Raw genomic sequence first — 17,058 nt, 5'->3', positions numbered from 1 at the left:
GCTTCCAGCCCTGACGGTGTCAGGCCAGGATGGCCTGACTACGCACCCGGCGAGCCCAAGTGGCCGGAATCTTGATCGAGGCCTGGTAATCGGAGAAACGATTCGATTTGGGCATATGCGGCCCGCTGTCGACCGGATTTCGATTCAGTCCGCCGCTTGGACGTACCGGGCCGCCAGGCGTTAGAACGGCGGGGCCTCGATCGTTATCCCGACCAGCAACGCGCGAGCCTGCGTAGTCAGGGCTTCCAGCCCTGACAATGTCAGGCCAGGATGACCTGACTACGTACCCGGTGTGCCCAAGTGACCGAAATTACGATCACGGCCATCTTCGCGCGGATCATCAACTCGATTACGACAACGACAACGAAAGCGATACCAACGGCGTTCCCTAGTGGACTTGTTTCGCCTATTAACGAACGGTTCTTTCACCCCCTTTACCGCGGAGATCAGCACCGATGAACACCGCCGTTCCGACCGTCAAGCGCACCGCGGTCTATGTTTATGAGGCCCCGCTGCGCGCCTGGCATTGGATCAATGCCCTGTCGCTCACCGTGCTGGCCGTCTCCGGCTATCTCATCGGCAGCCCGCTGCCGACCCTGTCGGGTGAGGCCAGCGACCATTACCTCATGGGGTACATCCGGTTCGCCCATTTCGCGGCGGCTTACATCTTCGCGGTGGGCTTCCTCTTCCGGCTTTACTGGGCCATGGTGGGCAACCGCTGGTCGCGCCAGCTCTTCGCCCTGCCATTCTGGCGGCGGCGCTTCTGGAGCGAGCTATGGCACGAGGTGCGCTGGTACGCCTTTCTGGAACAGGAACCGCGTAAATATATTGGCCACAACCCGCTTGCTCACCTGTTCATGGTCGTCATCATCACGGTCGGCGGCATCGTGATGATGTTCACCGGGTTCGCGCTCTACTCGGAGCAGACCGGGCTCGGTAGTTGGCAGGACCGCTGGTTCGGCTGGGTCATCCCCTTCGTGGGACAAAGCCAGGACGTGCGCATGTGGCACCACTGGGGCATGTGGATCATCACGATCTTTGTCATGCTGCACGTGTATACCGCCATCCGCGAGGACATCCTGTCGCGGCAAAGCCTGATCAGCACCATGATCAGCGGCTGGCGGATGTTCAAGGATGATCGGCCTTAGGGAAGTGGATAGTGGAAGGCATGATCTGGCGCCCACGCTCCAGCGTCGGAGTAAGTCGCGACGCGGAAGCCGTCGCGTAGCGCCACCGGCCGCTGGAGCGGCCGGACGGCATTCCCACGCTGGAGCGTGGGAACGAGAAACATAGATGTGTTTCTTCATCTGTGAACGTCTGTGACATCTGTGGATAAATCCGCATGCCGAAACCTGATTTAAACGTGCTGATCCTGGGCATCGGCAATGTCTTGTGGGCCGATGAGGGGTTCGGGGTCCGCGTGGTGGAGACCTTGGCCGCGAATTATCGCTTCGGCTCCAACGTGCGACTGCTCGACGGCGGGACCCAGGGGATCTATCTGGTGGATCAGGTGCGCTGGGCGGATGTGCTCGTGGTCTTCGATGCGGTGGATTACGGTCTGCCAGCGGGGGCGCTCAAACGGGTCGAGGGCGCCGAGGTTCCCAAGTTCATGGGCGCCAAGAAGATGAGTCTGCATCAGACCGGATTCCAGGAGGTGCTGGCCCTGGCCGACCTGCTGGGCGAGTTCCCCGAACACCTGCTGCTGATCGGCGTGCAGCCGGTCGAACTCGACGACTTCGGCGGGAGCCTCAGACCCGAGGTGAAAGCGCGCATCGCGCCTGCAATCGCGCTCGCTCGCGACTATCTGGTCGGGTTTGGCGTGCACTGCGCACCGGGTAGCGACGCGGACGAGGACAACCATGACCAGCTGCGGGACCTGCCCGACCCGGCCCTGGCCCTGGATGCCTACGAGGCCGGCCGACCCAGTGCCGCCGTTGCCTATCGCCACGGCGACCCACGGGTGCGGACCGCGGCAGGAGCCTGCTGATGTGCATCGGCGTCCCCATGCAGGTCATCGAGGCCGGCCCCTATTGGGCCTGGTGCCAGGGGCCCGGTGAGCGCATCCAGGTCGACACCCGGCTGGTCGGGGCACAGCGGGCCAACGCCTGGCTGCTGGTATTTCAGGGGGCGGCCCGGGAAGTCTTGACCGAAGCCCGCGCCCGGCTGGTACTGGATGCCCTGGCCGCGCTCGACGCCGCCGCGGCCGGCCAGGCATTTGACCACCTCTTCCCGGACCTGGTGGACCGCGAGCCGCAACTGCCCGAGTTCCTGCGCGTTGCCCAAGCGGACTTTGATCGTAATAATCCCGGCCAGCGGCATGCGTAGTCAGGGCTTCCAGCCCTGACGGTGTCAGGCCAGGATGGCCTGACTACGCACGCCGGAATCTTGATCGAGGCCCACAAGCGAATAGCTGACCGATCGTCCCCTGTTGGAACCAACCATCACCTTCGGAGCCGCACTCATGTTCCCCATCCCGCTGACGACCGGCCTCGCAAGTCCAGGCACGCCACCGCCTGACCCGGACGAGGCGGCCCTGGACTATCTGCCCATGCCCAAGACGATGGCGACCTATCAGCCCCCCCTGCTGCCGGCGGCGGAGGATCTCAGCGCCTGCGGCCCCGCACTGGCCCTGCTGGAGCGGCTGCAGCAGGCGCTCGCCGCCCATCGGGTGGCGGAGCCGCCGGTGGTGATCGACCTGTCCGACCTGGACGGGGCCAACCGCGCGCTGCTCGAGCAGACGCTGGGCGACGGCGAGGTCAGCGCACTGATCAGCGGCCCGCGGGCCGCGCGCATTCAGGAAACCCGGCTGGCGGGCGTCTGGTGGATTCATGCCGACGGACCCCAGAACGCCGTGACGCCCAATCATTCGCTGGAGGTTGCGGATCTGCCCGGCCTGGTTCGCGCCGAAGCCTTTCGCGAAGCACCCCCCGCGGCGCCCATCCCGGATCACTGGCCTGCGGGCGTGATGAATGCGCCCGGCGTGCTGGCGGAGGTCAATGCGCAGGCCGCGCGTTATCGGCCAGGGGACTTGGCCCATGTCGTGAATCTCACCTTGCTGCCGCAGACCGAGCAGGATCTGGGCTGTCTCGGCCAGGTCCTGGGCACCGGGCCGGTGACCTTGCTGTCGCGCGGCTACGGGAGTTGCCGGGTGAGTACCGCCCGGGTCGAAAACCTCTGGTGGGTGCAGCATTTCAACTCGGAGGATCGCCTGATTCTCAACACCATCGAGGTGACCGCGGCCCCGACGGCGGTGCTGGCCGCACAGGAGGACATCGACGACAGCGCGGGGCGGCTCGCCGAAATCCTGGACGCCCTGCGCTGCGCGTGACGCGTCGGCTTAAGGTTCTATTCAAACCCAGAAGACCGATCGGACTTATAATGGCGGCTTTACCGTTACAACTCCCTGGAGTTCAATGGTCAAGCGTGTACAAGAGCCGTTCCCCGACCGCGCCGAGCCGCTGACGACAGCCGCCGGAGCGCTTCAGGACCGCCCCTGCCCGAACCATTCCAGTCGCCGCGCCGGCGCCCCGCGTGCGGTGTCGGGCGGGCGCCGCTGAAGCATGGCCGGCCCGCGCCCGAGGCTCCGACCGACCGTCCTGGTCGTGGATGACGAGGTCTTGTCTCTGGACACCCTCAACCGCACGCTCGATGAGGAGTTCGATTGCCGCACCGCCGCCAGCGCCGCTGAAGCCGAGCGCTGGCTGGAGCAGGACGACATCCGTGCCGTCATCTCGGATCAGCGGATGCCGGAGATGAGCGGGGTCGAGTTTCTCACCCGGGTGCGCGAGCGCTGGCCGGAGGTGGTGCGCATGATCCTCTCCGGTTACACGGACGCCGAGGATCTGATCGACGGCATCAACCGCGCCGGAATCTATCAGTTCATCAGCAAACCCTGGCACCCCGATCAGTTGCTGCTCACCGTGCGCAACGCTTGTCGCCTGCACCAACTCCAGCGGGAAAACGCACTGCTGGCCTTGGAAATGAAGGTCATGACGCCCACCCTGGAGCAGCGGATGCAAAACCGCCGCGCTCAGCTCAAGCGCAACTTCAGACTCGACAACATCATTCGCGGCCCGCAGAGCCCCTTGAACCGGGTCTGCGAACAGGTGGCGCAGGTCGCCCTCTACGACGTGCCGGTGCTGCTCACCGGTGAGTCCGGCACCGGCAAAGAGCTGTTCGCGCGCGGGCTCCATTACAACAGCCCGCGGGCCGACAAGCCGTTCGTGGCGGAAAACTGCGCCGCACTCGCCGATGACATTCTGGAGAGCGAGCTGTTCGGCCATGAGCGCGGCGCCTTCACCGGGGCCATCAACGCCCGCATCGGGCTCTTCGAACAGGCCGACGGCGGGACCATCTTTCTGGACGAGATCGGCGAGGTCTCCGCGGCGTTTCAGGTCAAGCTGTTGCGCGTTCTTCAGGAGGGCGAGGTCCGGCCGGTCGGCAGCAACCGCCGCCGCCGGGTGGACGTGCGCGTGGTCGCGGCCACCAATCGGGATCTGGCGCAGGACATTCGGGTCGGACGCTTCCGAGAAGACTTGTTCTACCGCCTGGCCGGGGTCTGCCTGCATCTGCCGCCACTGCGCGAGCGCCGGGTCGACATCCCGCTGCTCGCCCGCGCCCTGTTGAACGAACTGATCCAGACCCTGGGAAAACCCTGTCGCGGTTTCAACGACGACGTGCTCGAATGTCTCCAGGCCTACGACTGGCCGGGTAACGTGCGCGAGATGCGCAACGAGATCCAGCGCATGTTGATCATGACCCCGACCGACCAGTTAGGCATCGAACTGCTCGACCCGCGCGTGCGCGACGGCGCTGCGGGCGCGAACGCTGCGTCCGGGACGACCCGCCCGCCCTCAGCCCCCCACTCGCCCCTCCACTCGCCCCCCCCCAGGCCCGGTGCGGGCGGCCTCAGGGAACAGGTCGAGGCGCTGGAGGAACACCTGCTGCGCGAGGCCCTGACCCGCCACGGCTGGAACAAGAGCCGGGCGGCCGACGCCTTGGGACTGTCGCGCATGGGCTTGCGCAACAAGCTGGAACGGTATGGACTGCCGGTCAACCTACCTGGAAACCCTTAGGACGAGCGTTTAGTATTATCTTCCCCGCGACGACACACTTGACGAAAGCCAACCAAGACCCTGGGCGCCGCTGATTCACACCACTTCACCACCACTTCACCACCACTTCACCACCACCCGAAAACGAGAGGAAATACGAGATGTCAGACGAGAAGGTCTATCCAGTCCCGGCGGCCATCGCCGCCAAGGCGCACATCAACGCCGAGCAATATGAGGTCATGTACAAGCAGTCGATCGAAAACCCGGACACATTCTGGGCCGCACAGGCCGAACAGTTCGTGACCTGGTTCAAGCCCTGGGAGGCGGTGACCGACTGGAGCTTCGACGCGGAGAACCTGCACATCAATTGGTTCAAGGGCGGCAAGCTCAACGTCTCCTACAACTGCCTGGACCGCCACCTGGAACAGCGCGGCGATCAGGTCGCGATCATCTGGGAGGGTGACAACCCGGCGGAAGACCGCAAGATCACCTACCGCGAACTGCATGCGGAAGTCTCCAAATTCGCCAACGTGCTGAAGGCCAGCGGGGTGAAGAAGGGTGACCGGGTGTGCATCTATCTGCCGATGATCCCGGAAGCGGCGGTCGCCATGCTCGCCTGCACCCGCGTCGGCGCGGCCCATTCCATCGTGTTCGGCGGCTTCTCCCCGGACAGCCTGCGCGACCGTATCCTCGACTCCGACTGCCGGGTGGTCATCACCGCCGATGAGAGCATGCGCGGCGGCCGCAGTGTGCCGCTGAAGAAGAACGTGGACACGGCGCTGCAGGAGTGCCCGAACGTCGGCAGCGTGCTCGTGGTGCGCCGCACCGGCGGCAACGTCGCCTGGACCGCCGGCCGCGACCGTTGGTACCACGAGGAAATGGCCAAGGCGGACGCGGTCTGCGAGCCTGAGCAGATGGACGCTGAAGACCCGCTCTTCATCCTCTATACCTCGGGCTCCACCGGCAAGCCGAAGGGTGTCATGCACACCACCGGCGGCTATCTGGTCTTTGCCGCCATGACCCACAAGTACACCTTCGACTACCAGGAAGGTGAGATTTTCTGGTGCACGGCCGACGTGGGCTGGGTCACCGGCCACACTTATATCGTCTACGGCCCGCTGGCCAACGGCGCCACGTCGCTGATGTTCGAGGGCATCCCCAACTACCCGGACATGTCACGCTTCTGGGAAGTGGTCGACAAGCATCAGGTCAATATCTTCTACACCGCGCCCACCGCCATCCGCTCGCTGATGCGCGCGGGCGAAGACCCGGTCAAGAAGACCTCGCGCAAGTCACTGCGTATCCTGGGTTCGGTGGGTGAACCGATCAACCCGGAAGCCTGGGAGTGGTACCATCGAGTGGTCGGCGACGAGCGCTGCCCGATCGTCGATACCTGGTGGCAGACCGAGACCGGCGGTCACCTGATCACCCCGCTGCCCGGCGCCACGGCGCTCAAGCCCGGCTCCGCCAGCAAGCCCTTCTTCGGCGTGGTCCCGGCCCTGGTCGACGCGGCCACCGGCGCCCTGATCGAGGGCCCCGGCGAAGGCGCACTGATCCTTACCCAGCCCTGGCCGGCGATCATGCGCAGCGTCTACGGCGATCATCAGCGCTTTATCGACACCTATTTCAAGCAATACCCCGGGTCCTACTTCACCGGTGACGGCGCGCGCCGCGACAAGGACGGCTACTACTGGATCACCGGGCGCATCGACGACGTGCTCAACGTCTCCGGCCATCGCCTGGGCACCGCTGAAATCGAATCCGCCCTGGTGCTGCATCCGCATGTGGCGGAGGCGGCCGTGGTCGGCTATCCCCACGACATCAAGGGGCAAGGCATCTATGCCTACGTGACACCCATGGCCGGCGTGGAGCCAACCGACGCGCTCAAGAAGGAACTGGTGGCCATGGTGCGCACCGAGATCGGACCCATCGCCATCGTCGACATCATCCAGTGGGCGCCGAGCCTGCCGAAGACCCGCTCGGGCAAGATCATGCGCCGTATCCTGCGCAAGATCGCCGCCAACGAGATCGACTCACTGGGCGACACCTCGACCTTGGCCGACCCGACCGTGGTCAACGACCTGATCGAGAACCGCGCGAACAAATAGGTCTAGACTGTCATGCGGACACCCCGCGCCGTGCGGGCGCGGGGTCACCGCCCTGAACCATAACTTTACCAGAAAGTGTACTTTCAGCGCCGATCATCGTTACTTCAAGACGCACTTTCATTTTGCATTTGTCCGAGGTCAGCTTGAGTTCTTATTGCCGTGTGGGCGTCTTCGTCGACGCCGAAAATGTCCGCTACAATGGCGGCTATCAAATGCGCTATGACGTCCTGCGCCGCTTCGCGGCGCGCGGGGACTGTGCGCTGCAGCGTTTGAATACTTACATGGCCTTCGACGCCGAACGCGCCCGAGAAGACCAGGAATACGCAAAAAAATCACGTACGTACCAGCAAATGGTGCGTGACTTCGGCTGGAAGATCACGGTCAAGCTGGTGCGCCGCTACACCGACGAGGCCGGCAACGTGACCACCAAGGCCAACGCCGACCTCGACATGGCGGTCGATGCCATGCTGCAAGCCGATAAATTGGATCAGGTGCTCCTGGTCACCGGTGACGGCGATTTCATACAGGTCGTGAACGCCCTGCAAAACAAGGGCTGCCGGGTGGAACTGATCGGTTTCAAGAACGTCTCCCGCCAGCTCCAGCAGGAAGTGGATGCGTTCTACTCCGGTTTCCTGATTCCCGACCTGCTGCCCGTTTCCTATGAGCCGCGGAACGACTGGGGCAAGCCAGCCTCATGTGTGCGCGGCGTCTGCACCAAGTGGATTGCCGACAAGGGTTACGGGTTCCTGCGCATCATGGACCACATTTCTCCCGACCTGTGGATCACCGACCCGCGGGCGGAGGGCTCGCCATACACCAGCGTCTTCTGTCATGTCAATGAATTAGCTGACGATGTGACCGAGGATCAGCTGATGAACCGGGAGACCATCCTGGAGTTTTATGTCAATGAGAGTGAACAGAAAGACAACGGCCTGGTGGCCAACAACGTAAGGCTCGCATTTTCGGTCAACAGGTAACACACTGGTGTCGTCGCGGCGGCCGTCTGATGGCCGCTCGCGCGGAAAGAAAGCGGGTGATCGCCACCCGCAAGAACGCAGCCGACCAGACAGCACAGGCAGCCAATGGCGACCAATCCGACCACCATGAAACCCTCGGGCCTCGCCTGGCGTTTGGTCCGGGACCGCCTGCTAACCGAGGAGCAGGCCAACTTCGCGACCACCGAGTCGCTGCGCCGCCGCGAACCCTTTGTCCGTTATCTGGTCGAGCAGAAGATGCTCGACAGCCGCCGCATCGCCATTGCGGCATCCCATGAGTTCGGTGTTCCGCTGCTGGATCTGGCCGCGATCGATCTCGCCGATCTGCCGCTGACCCTGGTCGACGAGAAGCTGATCCGCAAGCATCGGGCGCTGCCCTTGTTCCGCCGCGGCAACCGCATCTTCCTGGCCCTGTCGGACCCGACCAACGATCAGGCACTGGAAGAAATCCGCTTCAACACGGGGCTCGCGACCGACGCCGTGCTGGTCGAGGAGGACAAACTCGCCGCCGCCATCGACCGCGCCATCGATGCCCAGGACACCACCATGACTGACCTCATGGATACGGACCTGGATAACCTGGATATCGCCAACGAGGATGAGGAGCAGCGCGACGACTCGGATGTGAACGTGGACGATGCCCCGGTGGTGCGCTACGTCAACAAGATCCTGGTGGACGCCATCACCAACAGCGCTTCCGATATCCACTTCGAACCCTACGAGAAATACTTCCGCATCCGCTTTCGCCAGGACGGGCTGCTGCGCGAGGTCGCCAACCCGCCGCTGAACATCGCGGGGCGCCTGGTGGCGCGACTCAAAGTCATGTCGCGAATGAACATCGCGGAACGCCGGGTGCCCCAGGACGGGCGCATCAAGCTGAAACTGAGCCGCACGCGCGATATCGACTTCCGCGTCAACACCCTGCCTTGCCTGTACGGCGAAAAGGTCGTCTTACGGATACTCGACTCGTCGTCGGCCCAAGTGGGTATCGATGCGCTGGGCTTCGAGCCTGAGCAGCGCGACGCCTTTCTCTCCGCCATCGCCAAGCCGTACGGCATGATCCTGGTCACCGGACCGACCGGCTCCGGGAAGACCGTCTCACTCTACAGCGCGATCAACATTCTCAACAAGCCGGAGGTCAACATCTCCACGGCCGAGGATCCGGTGGAGATTCAGGTACCGGGGATCAATCAGGTCAATGTCAACACCAAGACCGGGTTGACCTTCCCCGCCGCCTTGCGCGCGTTCCTGCGGCAGGACCCGGATATCGTCATGGTTGGTGAGATCCGCGACCTGGAGACCGCTGAAATCGCGGTCAAGGCGGCCCAGACCGGCCACCTGGTCCTCTCCACGCTGCATACCAACGATGCCCCGCAGTCACTGACGCGACTCGCGAACATGGGTGTCGCACCGTTCAATATCGCGTCCGCGATCCTGCTGATCATGGCGCAACGCCTGACCCGGCGGCTGTGTCCACACTGCAAACAACCCGAGGACGTGCCCCGCGAAGCCTTGCGCGAGGAGGGCTTCACGGACGAAGAAATCGAGGAAGGCATTACCATCTACCGCCCGGTCGGTTGCCCACGCTGCAATAAGGGCTATAAGGGGCGAGTCGGTATCTTTCAGGTCATGAAGGTGTCGGAGGCGATCGGCCGGCTCATCATGGAGGGCGGCAATTCGCTGCAATTGGCGGATCAGGCCGCCCGCGAGGGCGTCGCCGACCTGCGCCAATCCGGGCTGCGCAAGGTCAAGGCCGGGGTGACCAGCCTGGAAGAGATCAATCGCGTCACCAAAGACTAACCAGAGACTCACCACAGACTCACCACGTCACGCGACGCACCAAGTCATTTCACTAAGTCACTGAACGCCCATGGCACTCGCTGCAACCCAAAAACCCAAGCCGCAACACAAGGCCCCGCCCAAGGTTGAAAAGGCCTACGTCTTTGCCTGGGAGGGCACCGACCGACGCGGCGGCCGGGTCAAGGGCGAAACGCGCGCGCCCAGCATCACCGTGGTGCGGGCCGATCTGCGCCGCCAGGGAGTCAACCCCACCAAGGTCACCAAGAAGGCCCAGCCGCTCTTCAGCGGGCGCAAAAAAATCGGTGCTGGAGATATTGCCATCTTCAGCCGCCAACTCTCCACCATGATGGCCGCCGGAGTGCCGCTGGTTCAGGCGTTCGACATCGTCGGCCGGGGACATGAAAATCCGGCGATGCAGGATTTGATCCTCTCGATCAAGCAGGATATCGAAAGCGGCACGGCGATGGCGGAGGCGCTGGGCAAACAGCCGCTGTATTTCGACGATCTGTTCTGCAATCTGGTCGCTGCCGGCGAACAGGCGGGCGTGCTCGACATCCTGCTGGACAAGATCGCGACCTACAAAGAAAAGACCGAATCGATCAAGGGTAAGATCAAGAAAGCCCTGTTCTATCCCGCGGCGGTCATCGTAGTGGCCATCATCGTCACGGTCGTGATCCTGATGTTCGTCATCCCACAGTTCAAGGAACTGTTCAGCAGTTTCGGGGCCGATCTGCCGGCCTTCACCCTGCTGGTCATCGGCGCCTCCGACATCTTGCGGGACTGGTGGTGGGCCGTTTTCCTGGGGGTGGGTGCTGCCGTCTACGGTATCGCTTACGTCTTCAAGCGCTCGCGCAAGTTCCGCGATATCGTGGACCGTACGGTGCTGAAAATCCCGATCATCGGCGGCATCCTCCACAAGGCCTCATTGGCGCGTTTCGCCCGGACCCTATCCACCATGTTCGCCGCGGGCGTGCCCCTGGTGGAGGCCCTGGAATCGGTGGCGGGGGCCACCGGCAATGTCGTCTACCAGGAGGCGGTCCTCAAAATGCGCGAAGAGGTCGCCACCGGGCAGGCACTGCAACTGTCGATGCGCCAACGTAACCTGTTTCCTCACATGGTGATTCAGATGACCGCCATCGGCGAGGAATCCGGCGCACTGGACGACATGCTGGCCAAAGTCGCGGACTTCTACGAGGAGCAGGTCGACAATGCGGTAGACAGCTTGAGCAGCCTGCTGGAACCCATGATCATGGTGGTCATCGGCGGTCTGGTCGGCAGCCTGGTGGTCGCCATGTACCTGCCGATCTTCAAGTTGGCGGCCGTGGTCTGATGCTGGAGTTGACGATGGAGTGGATCGACGTTTTTCAAGAGAGCCCGAGCCTGCTCTACGGGACGACCCTGGCACTCGGGCTGATCGTGGGCAGCTTTCTCAACGTCGTCATCCTGCGTCTGCCGCGGATGATGGAGGCGGGCTGGCGTCGGGACTGCGCCGAGTTTGTCGGCACCGAAACGCAAGGCGACGAACCCGTGCTGAATCTGGCGCAGCCGCCGTCCCACTGCCCGGCCTGCGGGCATCGCATCAGCGCGCTGGAGAACATCCCGATCCTGAGCTACCTGTTCCTGCGCGGGCGCTGTTCCGCCTGCGGGATTCGCATCAGCGCGCGCTATCCGCTGATCGAGGGACTGACTGCCCTCCTCACCCTGGTCGTGGTCCTGCACTTCGGCTTGAGCTGGCAGACGGCGGCCGCGCTGGCACTGACCTGGGGGCTGATCGCGCTCGCCGTCATCGACTACGACACCCAGCTGCTGCCCGACGGCATCACCATCCCGTTCCTCTGGGCCGGTTTGCTATTGAGCCTGTTCGGCCTGTTCACCGACAGCGCGTCCTCGATCATCGGCGCCGTGGCCGGTTATCTGAGCCTGTGGGCCGTGTTCCAGCTCTTTCGTCTGGTCACCGGCAAGGAGGGCATGGGCTACGGGGACTTCAAGCTCCTCGGACTCTTTGGTGCCTGGTTCGGCTGGCAGTTCCTACCGCAGATCATCCTCCTCTCCGCCGTGGCCGGAGCGGTGCTCGGCACCCTGCTGATCATCGGCGGTCGCCATCAACCCGGACACCCGATGCCGTTCGGGCCGTTTCTGGCCACGGCCGGATGGATCAGCCTGATCTGGGGTCAGCAGATCAATGACGCCTATCTGCGTCTGTCCGGTCTGGCCTAAGGCGATCACCTCAGTGTTCAAAGTCGGCCTCACCGGCGGAATCGGCAGCGGAAAATCCACCGTGGCCGATCAGCTCGCGGCGCTGGGTGCCGGGGTCATCGACACCGATCTGCTGTCCCGCGAACTGACGGCACCCGGCGCACCGATCCTGGCGCGGATCGGCAGCGCCTTCAGCGACTGCCTGTTCCCCGACGGGCAGTTGGACCGCGCGGCACTGCGCGCGCGCGTCTTCGCCGATGCCGCGGCGCGGACGCGATTGGAATCCATCCTGCACCCGCCGATCCGCGCCCTGATGCTGGAACGGGCGGCGGGCCTGACGACCCCCTACGCGGTGCTGGTGATCCCGCTGCTGTTCGAGACCGGCCAGCAGACCCTGATGGACCGCATTCTGGTCGTGGACTGCCCCGAGTCGGTCCAGATTGACCGGGTGTGCCGACGCAGCGGCCTGAGTAAAGCGGAGGTCGCCCGCATCATCGCGGCTCAGGTCCCGCGCGCGCAGCGCCTGGCCGGGGCCGATGACATCATCGACAACGGCGGCGGGCCTGAGGCACTCGCACCCCAGGTCGAACGGATGCATCGGCGCTACCTGGCAGCTTAGGCGATTTCCGGCAACCGCCTTACGGCTGACCGCTTTTTCTGGGATCATGTCGCCATGACTCACTGCTCCCCATGAAACGCAGAATCACCATGAACGCCCCAGAGACCCCCACTCACCCCACCGGCGCTGCCCTGTTATTCGACGTGCTGACCGATCTCGGCGTCGAGGTCATCTTCGGCCACACCGGCGGGGCCGTCATCCCCCTGCACGTGGAGCTGAACAAGCGGATGCGCCGCGGCGAACCCTGCCCGCGCTTCATCATGTGCCGTCAGGAGGGCGGGGCCGGCCACGCGGCTGAGGGCTACGCGCGGGTGAGCGGCCGGGTGGGCGTCGCCCTGGCGACCTCGGGGCCGGGCTCAACCAACCTCACTACGCCCATCGCGGACGCCTACAAGGATTCGATTCCAACCCTGTTCATCACCGGCCAGGTACCGAGCCGGGCCATCGGTACCGATGCCTTTCAGGAAGTGGACACGGTAGGCCTGACCCGCCATATCTCCAAGCACAATTATCTGGTGAAGGACGTGCGCGACCTGGAGTGGGTGCTGCGGGAAGCCTATGCGCTCGCCATTCATGGCCGGCCCGGACCCGTGGTGGTCGACATTTGCAAGGACGTACAACTCGCGCAGGTGACCGAGACCAATCCGCCGCGACGGCGCCATCGTGAGCCCGTGCCGTTCGACGCGGCCCAGGCCGACGCCATCCTCGCCGCTCTGGCCACCGCCCAACGCCCGGTGATCAAGGCCGGCGGCGGGATCATTCATGCGGAAGCCGCCGCCGCCCTGTGCCGGTTCGCCGAGCGCTTCGATGTGCCGGTGACCACCACCTTCAACGCCCTGGGGGCAGTGCCTTTTGCTGATCCGCACAATCTGGGCATGCCCGGCATGCACGGCACCATCCCGGCCAACTATGCCCTGCGCGACGCCGACCTGATCCTGACGCTCGGCGGGCGCTTCGATGATCGGGTGGCGGTCAGCGGATTCGCCAAGGGAAAACGCATCGCCCAGGTCGACATCGACCCGTCCGAGATCGACAAGACAGTGCCGACCGACCTCCATCTGGTGGCCGGCCTGGACGCCTTTCTCGACTATGCGCTGGGCACCGGGCGCACCGCCAGCCACCCGGACTGGATGGTCCTGATCCAGCAGTGGCGCACCCAGATGCCCATGCCTTACCTGCCAATGCCCAACCTCAAGCCCCAGGCGGTCGTTGAGGCCATCTCCGAGCTGACCGGCGGCAACGCCACCCTGGTCACCGGAGTGGGCCAGCACCAGATGTGGGCGGCCCAGTATTACCGCTTCCAGCGCCCCCGCCAGTGGGTCTCCTCCGGCGGGTTGGGGACCATGGGATTCGGCCTGCCGGCGGCCATCGGCGCCTGGTTCGCCGACCCGACCCGGCCGGTGGTCCTGATCGACGGCGACGGCAGCTTCCAGATGAACATCCAGGAGCTCGGCACGGTGGTGGCGCAGCAGATTCCACTCAAGATTTTTGTGCTCAACAACAACTACCTGGGAATGGTGCGCCAGTGGGAGGACATGATGGACGACGGGCACCATTACGAGACCTGTCTCTCCCGCAACGTCGACTGCGATCGCGACTGCACCGAGATGGACGAGGACTGCCGCCGCCAGATTCCCAATCTGCTGGGGTTGAAGCACGTCTACCCGCGCCTCAAGACCCTGCGGATCACGACCGCGGCGGAACTGCACGAAGGCATCGCCCTGGCCCTGGCCGATGCGCACCCGATGGTGGTGGATTGCTGGGTCGACAAGGCGGAAAACGTGCTGCCCATGGTGCGGCCGGGGCATGGCCTGGACCAGATGATCGAGTCCTGAACCGGGAAAATCGCCTTTAAGGGCGATTTTCCCGGTCTGTGTTATAGCCTTCGGACGTGATTACCGGACGTAGGGGCGGGTTTCAAACCCGCCCCTACGGGTTTCAAACCCGCCCCTACACCAAGGGTCTGTCTGGATATCAGGTGCGAACGCTATCGTACCCCGCTCCAACTTCAGCTGCGGCGTCATTCCGGCAGGATGCCGGAATCCAGTGCCATGGATGGTAGCGCGCCGGCACGACGGATTCGCAGGACTCGATGGAACGGCGTATTAATTTCGGAATCAATGATGTACAGCAACGACTCCACTGGCCTGTGGCGCCTGATCCGACCCCTGGCCTTTCGGCTCGATCCGGAGTTGGCCCACCGACTCGCGCTGGGACTCCTGGCGCGCTGGTCGGCGGCCTTCGGCGGTGGGCTGCCTGCCACGGACCCCGCGCGGCGACCCGCGCTGGCGCGCCGGGTCATGGGTTTGGACTTTCCCAACCCGATCGGCCTCGCCGCCGGGCTGGACAAGGAAGGTGCGGCGGTCCCGGCCTGGCAGCGGCTGGGCTTCGGCTTCGTGGAGGTCGGCACCGTCACCGCCCTGCCCCAACCCGGCAACCCGCGACCGCGGCTGTTCCGCCTGCCCGCGGATGAGGCCATCATCAACCGCATGGGGTTCAACAACGGCGGTGCGGTGGCCATGCAGGCGCGCCTCACCCGACTGCGCGCGCGCGCCGTCCTCCAGGTGCCGCTCGGTGTGAACCTGGGCAAATCCAAGGTCACCCCGGCTGAGGGCGCCGCCGCGGACTATCGGGCGAGCTTCGAACGACTCGCCGAGCTGGCCGATTACGTGGTGGTGAACATCTCCAGCCCGAACACGCCGGGCTTGCGGGACCTGCAATCGGTCGATGAAGTCCGGCGCATCGTCGATGCCATCCAGACCCCCAACCAGGCCATGCGCCAGCCGCGCCCCCTGCTGCTGAAACTCGCCCCGGACCTCGCTGACGCGGACGCCATCGCCTGCGCCCGGGCGGCCCTGGACGCGGGCTGCACCGGCCTGATCCTGACCAATACCACGATCCGCTTCGCGGGATTGCGCAGCGTTACCGACGGCATGAGCGGCGGTCTGTCGGGCCGGCCGCTATTGGGCCGCAGCACGGCCCTGCTCAAAACCGTGCGGCAAGCCCTGGGCCCTGCGCCGGTGCTGATCGGCGTCGGCGGAATCATGGATGCAACAGGCGCGCAGGCCAAGCTGGCAGCCGGGGCGGACCTGCTTCAGGTCTACACCGGGCTCATTTATGGCGGACCCGGATGGGTGCGGCGCCTCCTCGATCGACTGGAGCGGGCCTAGTCAGGTGCTCCGTCTGAGTCTTCCCGACCGATAACGTCTCCCGTGGAGCGGCCCGCGGCCGCGACGCAATGCTGAGATGAATGCTGACGTTCGTGATCCCGCGAGCCCCCATCGCGGCCGGAGGCCGCTCCCACGGAATCGCGGGCTGACTTCAGGATCACGGCACCTCCGCCCCGGCGGCAGCCTGGAGGATGTGGAACCAGGCCTGCCGATCCAGGACGATCTGCTCCGACTCCAGCGCGTGGCGCACCCGATCGATTCGACCGCTGCCGATGAGCGGAAGCGGTCGGCTCGGGTGCGCCATGACCCAGGCATAGACCAGTTGCTCCAGGCTGCAGCCGACCGCAGCCGCCTCCTCTCCCAACACCTGCCGCAGCCGTTGGCTGCACGGGTCCTCCTCGCTGAACAGCCGTCCACCACCCAGGCAGCTCCAAGCCATCGGGCTGATCCGCCGCCGTTGGCACAGATCCAGACTGCCGTCGAAAAAGGGCGCGAGCTGATAGGGCGAGATCTCCAACTGGTTGGTCACCAGCGGAAATGGCAGCCGATCCTGCAACAACGCGAACTGATGCGGATTGAAATTGGACACCCCGAACCAGCGGACCTTGCCCGCCGCGCGCAGGGTCTGAAAGGCCTCGGCGACCTGATCCGCGTCCAGCAGCGGATCCGGCCGGTGGATCAGCAGGAGATCAATGAAATCGGTCTGGAGGTTCGCGAGACTCCGGTCCACCGACGCCAGGATGTGATCGCGGCTCGTGTCATAGTGCTTGATGCGATGGTCAGGCCGTTCGGGCGATACCAGCCCGATCCCGCACTTGGTGACGATCTCCAGGCGCTCACGCAGTCCAGGTGCCTGCGCGAGCGCCTCACCGAAACAGCGCTCCACCCGGTAGCCGCCGTAGATGTCCGCGTGGTCCACGGTGGTGATCCCCAGCGCCAAGCCCTGTTCGATGAACGCGATGAGTTGGTGCGTGGTCAATCCCCAGTCCATCAGGCGCCAATAGCCCATGACGAAGCGGCTGAAGTCAGGCCCCGCGGGACAGGCCGCAATGCGCGAGCACGACATAGGGCGATCCTCACACTGAAGGCGATGGCCGGATCGACCCGGCGGATCGA

At 64.6% G+C, this 17,058-nt stretch carries 14 protein-coding genes; 13 read left to right on the top strand and 1 reads right to left on the bottom strand.

The window, feature by feature from the left end; genetic code table 11:
* Positions 1–455: 455 nt before the first annotated feature.
* The 13 genes from cybH (at position 456) to A39O_RS0101525 (ending at position 15,942) form a co-directional block, all read left to right on the top strand.
* Entirely contained in the window at positions 456–1,148 is a 693-nt protein-coding gene (gene cybH / locus A39O_RS0101585; protein ID WP_020502966.1) for a Ni/Fe-hydrogenase, b-type cytochrome subunit, read from the top strand.
* A 194-nt stretch (positions 1,149–1,342) separates the two neighbouring features.
* Positions 1,343–1,987: a HyaD/HybD family hydrogenase maturation endopeptidase gene (locus A39O_RS0101580; protein ID WP_040526833.1), complete on the top strand. Its 645-nt coding sequence runs from the start codon at positions 1,343–1,345 to the stop codon at positions 1,985–1,987.
* Positions 1,987–2,325 (top strand): HypC/HybG/HupF family hydrogenase formation chaperone, encoded by a 339-nt coding sequence (locus A39O_RS0101575; RefSeq protein ID WP_020502964.1) that lies wholly within the window; start codon positions 1,987–1,989, stop codon positions 2,323–2,325. Before A39O_RS0101580 ends, A39O_RS0101575 begins: the two co-directional genes overlap by 1 nt.
* Positions 2,326–2,461: 136 nt before the next feature.
* Complete coding sequence (locus A39O_RS0101570; RefSeq protein WP_040526858.1) at positions 2,462–3,328, top strand: hydrogenase expression/formation protein; 867 nt, start codon at positions 2,462–2,464, stop codon at positions 3,326–3,328.
* A 232-nt stretch (positions 3,329–3,560) separates the two neighbouring features.
* Positions 3,561–5,075, top strand: coding sequence for a sigma-54-dependent transcriptional regulator (locus A39O_RS0101565; RefSeq protein WP_020502962.1), 1,515 nt, complete (start codon positions 3,561–3,563; stop codon positions 5,073–5,075).
* A 140-nt stretch (positions 5,076–5,215) separates the two neighbouring features.
* Positions 5,216–7,162, top strand: coding sequence for an acetate--CoA ligase (acs, locus tag A39O_RS0101560; protein WP_020502961.1), 1,947 nt, complete (start codon positions 5,216–5,218; stop codon positions 7,160–7,162).
* A 143-nt stretch (positions 7,163–7,305) separates the two neighbouring features.
* Positions 7,306–8,139 carry a LabA-like NYN domain-containing protein gene (locus A39O_RS0101555; RefSeq protein WP_026199084.1) on the top strand — a complete coding sequence of 278 codons (834 nt, stop codon included), beginning with the start codon at positions 7,306–7,308 and terminating at the stop codon, positions 8,137–8,139.
* A 105-nt stretch (positions 8,140–8,244) separates the two neighbouring features.
* A complete protein-coding gene (pilB, locus tag A39O_RS0101550) occupies positions 8,245–9,957 on the top strand; it encodes a type IV-A pilus assembly ATPase PilB (RefSeq protein ID WP_020502959.1) in 1,713 nt (570 codons plus the stop codon).
* A gap of 70 nt (positions 9,958–10,027) precedes the next feature.
* Positions 10,028–11,287 (top strand): type II secretion system F family protein, encoded by a 1,260-nt coding sequence (locus A39O_RS0101545; RefSeq protein WP_020502958.1) that lies wholly within the window; start codon positions 10,028–10,030, stop codon positions 11,285–11,287.
* Entirely contained in the window at positions 11,287–12,174 is an 888-nt protein-coding gene (locus A39O_RS0101540; RefSeq protein ID WP_020502957.1) for a prepilin peptidase, read from the top strand. The genes A39O_RS0101545 and A39O_RS0101540 overlap by 1 nt, the downstream gene beginning before the upstream one ends.
* A 13-nt stretch (positions 12,175–12,187) precedes the next feature.
* Complete coding sequence (coaE, locus tag A39O_RS0101535) at positions 12,188–12,772, top strand: dephospho-CoA kinase (protein WP_020502956.1); 585 nt, start codon at positions 12,188–12,190, stop codon at positions 12,770–12,772.
* Between the two features lie 71 nt (positions 12,773–12,843).
* Positions 12,844–14,607: a biosynthetic-type acetolactate synthase large subunit gene (gene ilvB / locus A39O_RS0101530; RefSeq protein WP_245561719.1), complete on the top strand. Its 1,764-nt coding sequence runs from the start codon at positions 12,844–12,846 to the stop codon at positions 14,605–14,607.
* 288 nt (positions 14,608–14,895) lie between these two features.
* Entirely contained in the window at positions 14,896–15,942 is a 1,047-nt protein-coding gene (locus tag A39O_RS0101525) for a quinone-dependent dihydroorotate dehydrogenase (protein ID WP_020502954.1), read from the top strand.
* A 157-nt stretch (positions 15,943–16,099) separates the two neighbouring features.
* Here A39O_RS0101525 and A39O_RS0101520 read toward each other — a convergent pair whose 3' ends face one another.
* The gene (locus tag A39O_RS0101520) at positions 16,100–17,008 is read right to left on the bottom strand and encodes an aldo/keto reductase (RefSeq protein ID WP_020502953.1); all 909 of its coding nucleotides are present in this window, start codon (positions 17,006–17,008) and stop codon (positions 16,100–16,102) included.
* Positions 17,009–17,058: the final 50 nt, after the last annotated feature.

Source organism: Lamprocystis purpurea DSM 4197 (genome assembly GCF_000379525.1).
Lineage (GTDB): Bacteria > Pseudomonadota > Gammaproteobacteria > Chromatiales > Chromatiaceae > Thiodictyon > Thiodictyon purpureum.
The sequence above is the reverse complement of the archived record's forward strand: the minus strand, read 5'-3'. Positions and strand labels throughout refer to the sequence as shown.

Coding starts and splice junctions, on each gene's coding strand:
- cybH (WP_020502966.1), top strand. CDS start 456: ATGAACACCGCCGTTCCGACCGTCAAGCGCACCGCGGTCTATGTTTAT.
- A39O_RS0101580 (WP_040526833.1), top strand. CDS start 1,343: ATGCCGAAACCTGATTTAAACGTGCTGATCCTGGGCATCGGCAATGTC.
- A39O_RS0101575 (WP_020502964.1), top strand. CDS start 1,987: ATGTGCATCGGCGTCCCCATGCAGGTCATCGAGGCCGGCCCCTATTGG.
- A39O_RS0101570 (WP_040526858.1), top strand. CDS start 2,462: ATGTTCCCCATCCCGCTGACGACCGGCCTCGCAAGTCCAGGCACGCCA.
- A39O_RS0101565 (WP_020502962.1), top strand. CDS start 3,561: ATGGCCGGCCCGCGCCCGAGGCTCCGACCGACCGTCCTGGTCGTGGAT.
- acs (WP_020502961.1), top strand. CDS start 5,216: ATGTCAGACGAGAAGGTCTATCCAGTCCCGGCGGCCATCGCCGCCAAG.
- pilB (WP_020502959.1), top strand. CDS start 8,245: ATGGCGACCAATCCGACCACCATGAAACCCTCGGGCCTCGCCTGGCGT.
- A39O_RS0101545 (WP_020502958.1), top strand. CDS start 10,028: ATGGCACTCGCTGCAACCCAAAAACCCAAGCCGCAACACAAGGCCCCG.
- A39O_RS0101540 (WP_020502957.1), top strand. CDS start 11,287: ATGCTGGAGTTGACGATGGAGTGGATCGACGTTTTTCAAGAGAGCCCG.
- ilvB (WP_245561719.1), top strand. CDS start 12,844: ATGAAACGCAGAATCACCATGAACGCCCCAGAGACCCCCACTCACCCC.
- A39O_RS0101525 (WP_020502954.1), top strand. CDS start 14,896: ATGTACAGCAACGACTCCACTGGCCTGTGGCGCCTGATCCGACCCCTG.
- A39O_RS0101520 (WP_020502953.1), bottom strand. CDS start 17,008: ATGTCGTGCTCGCGCATTGCGGCCTGTCCCGCGGGGCCTGACTTCAGC.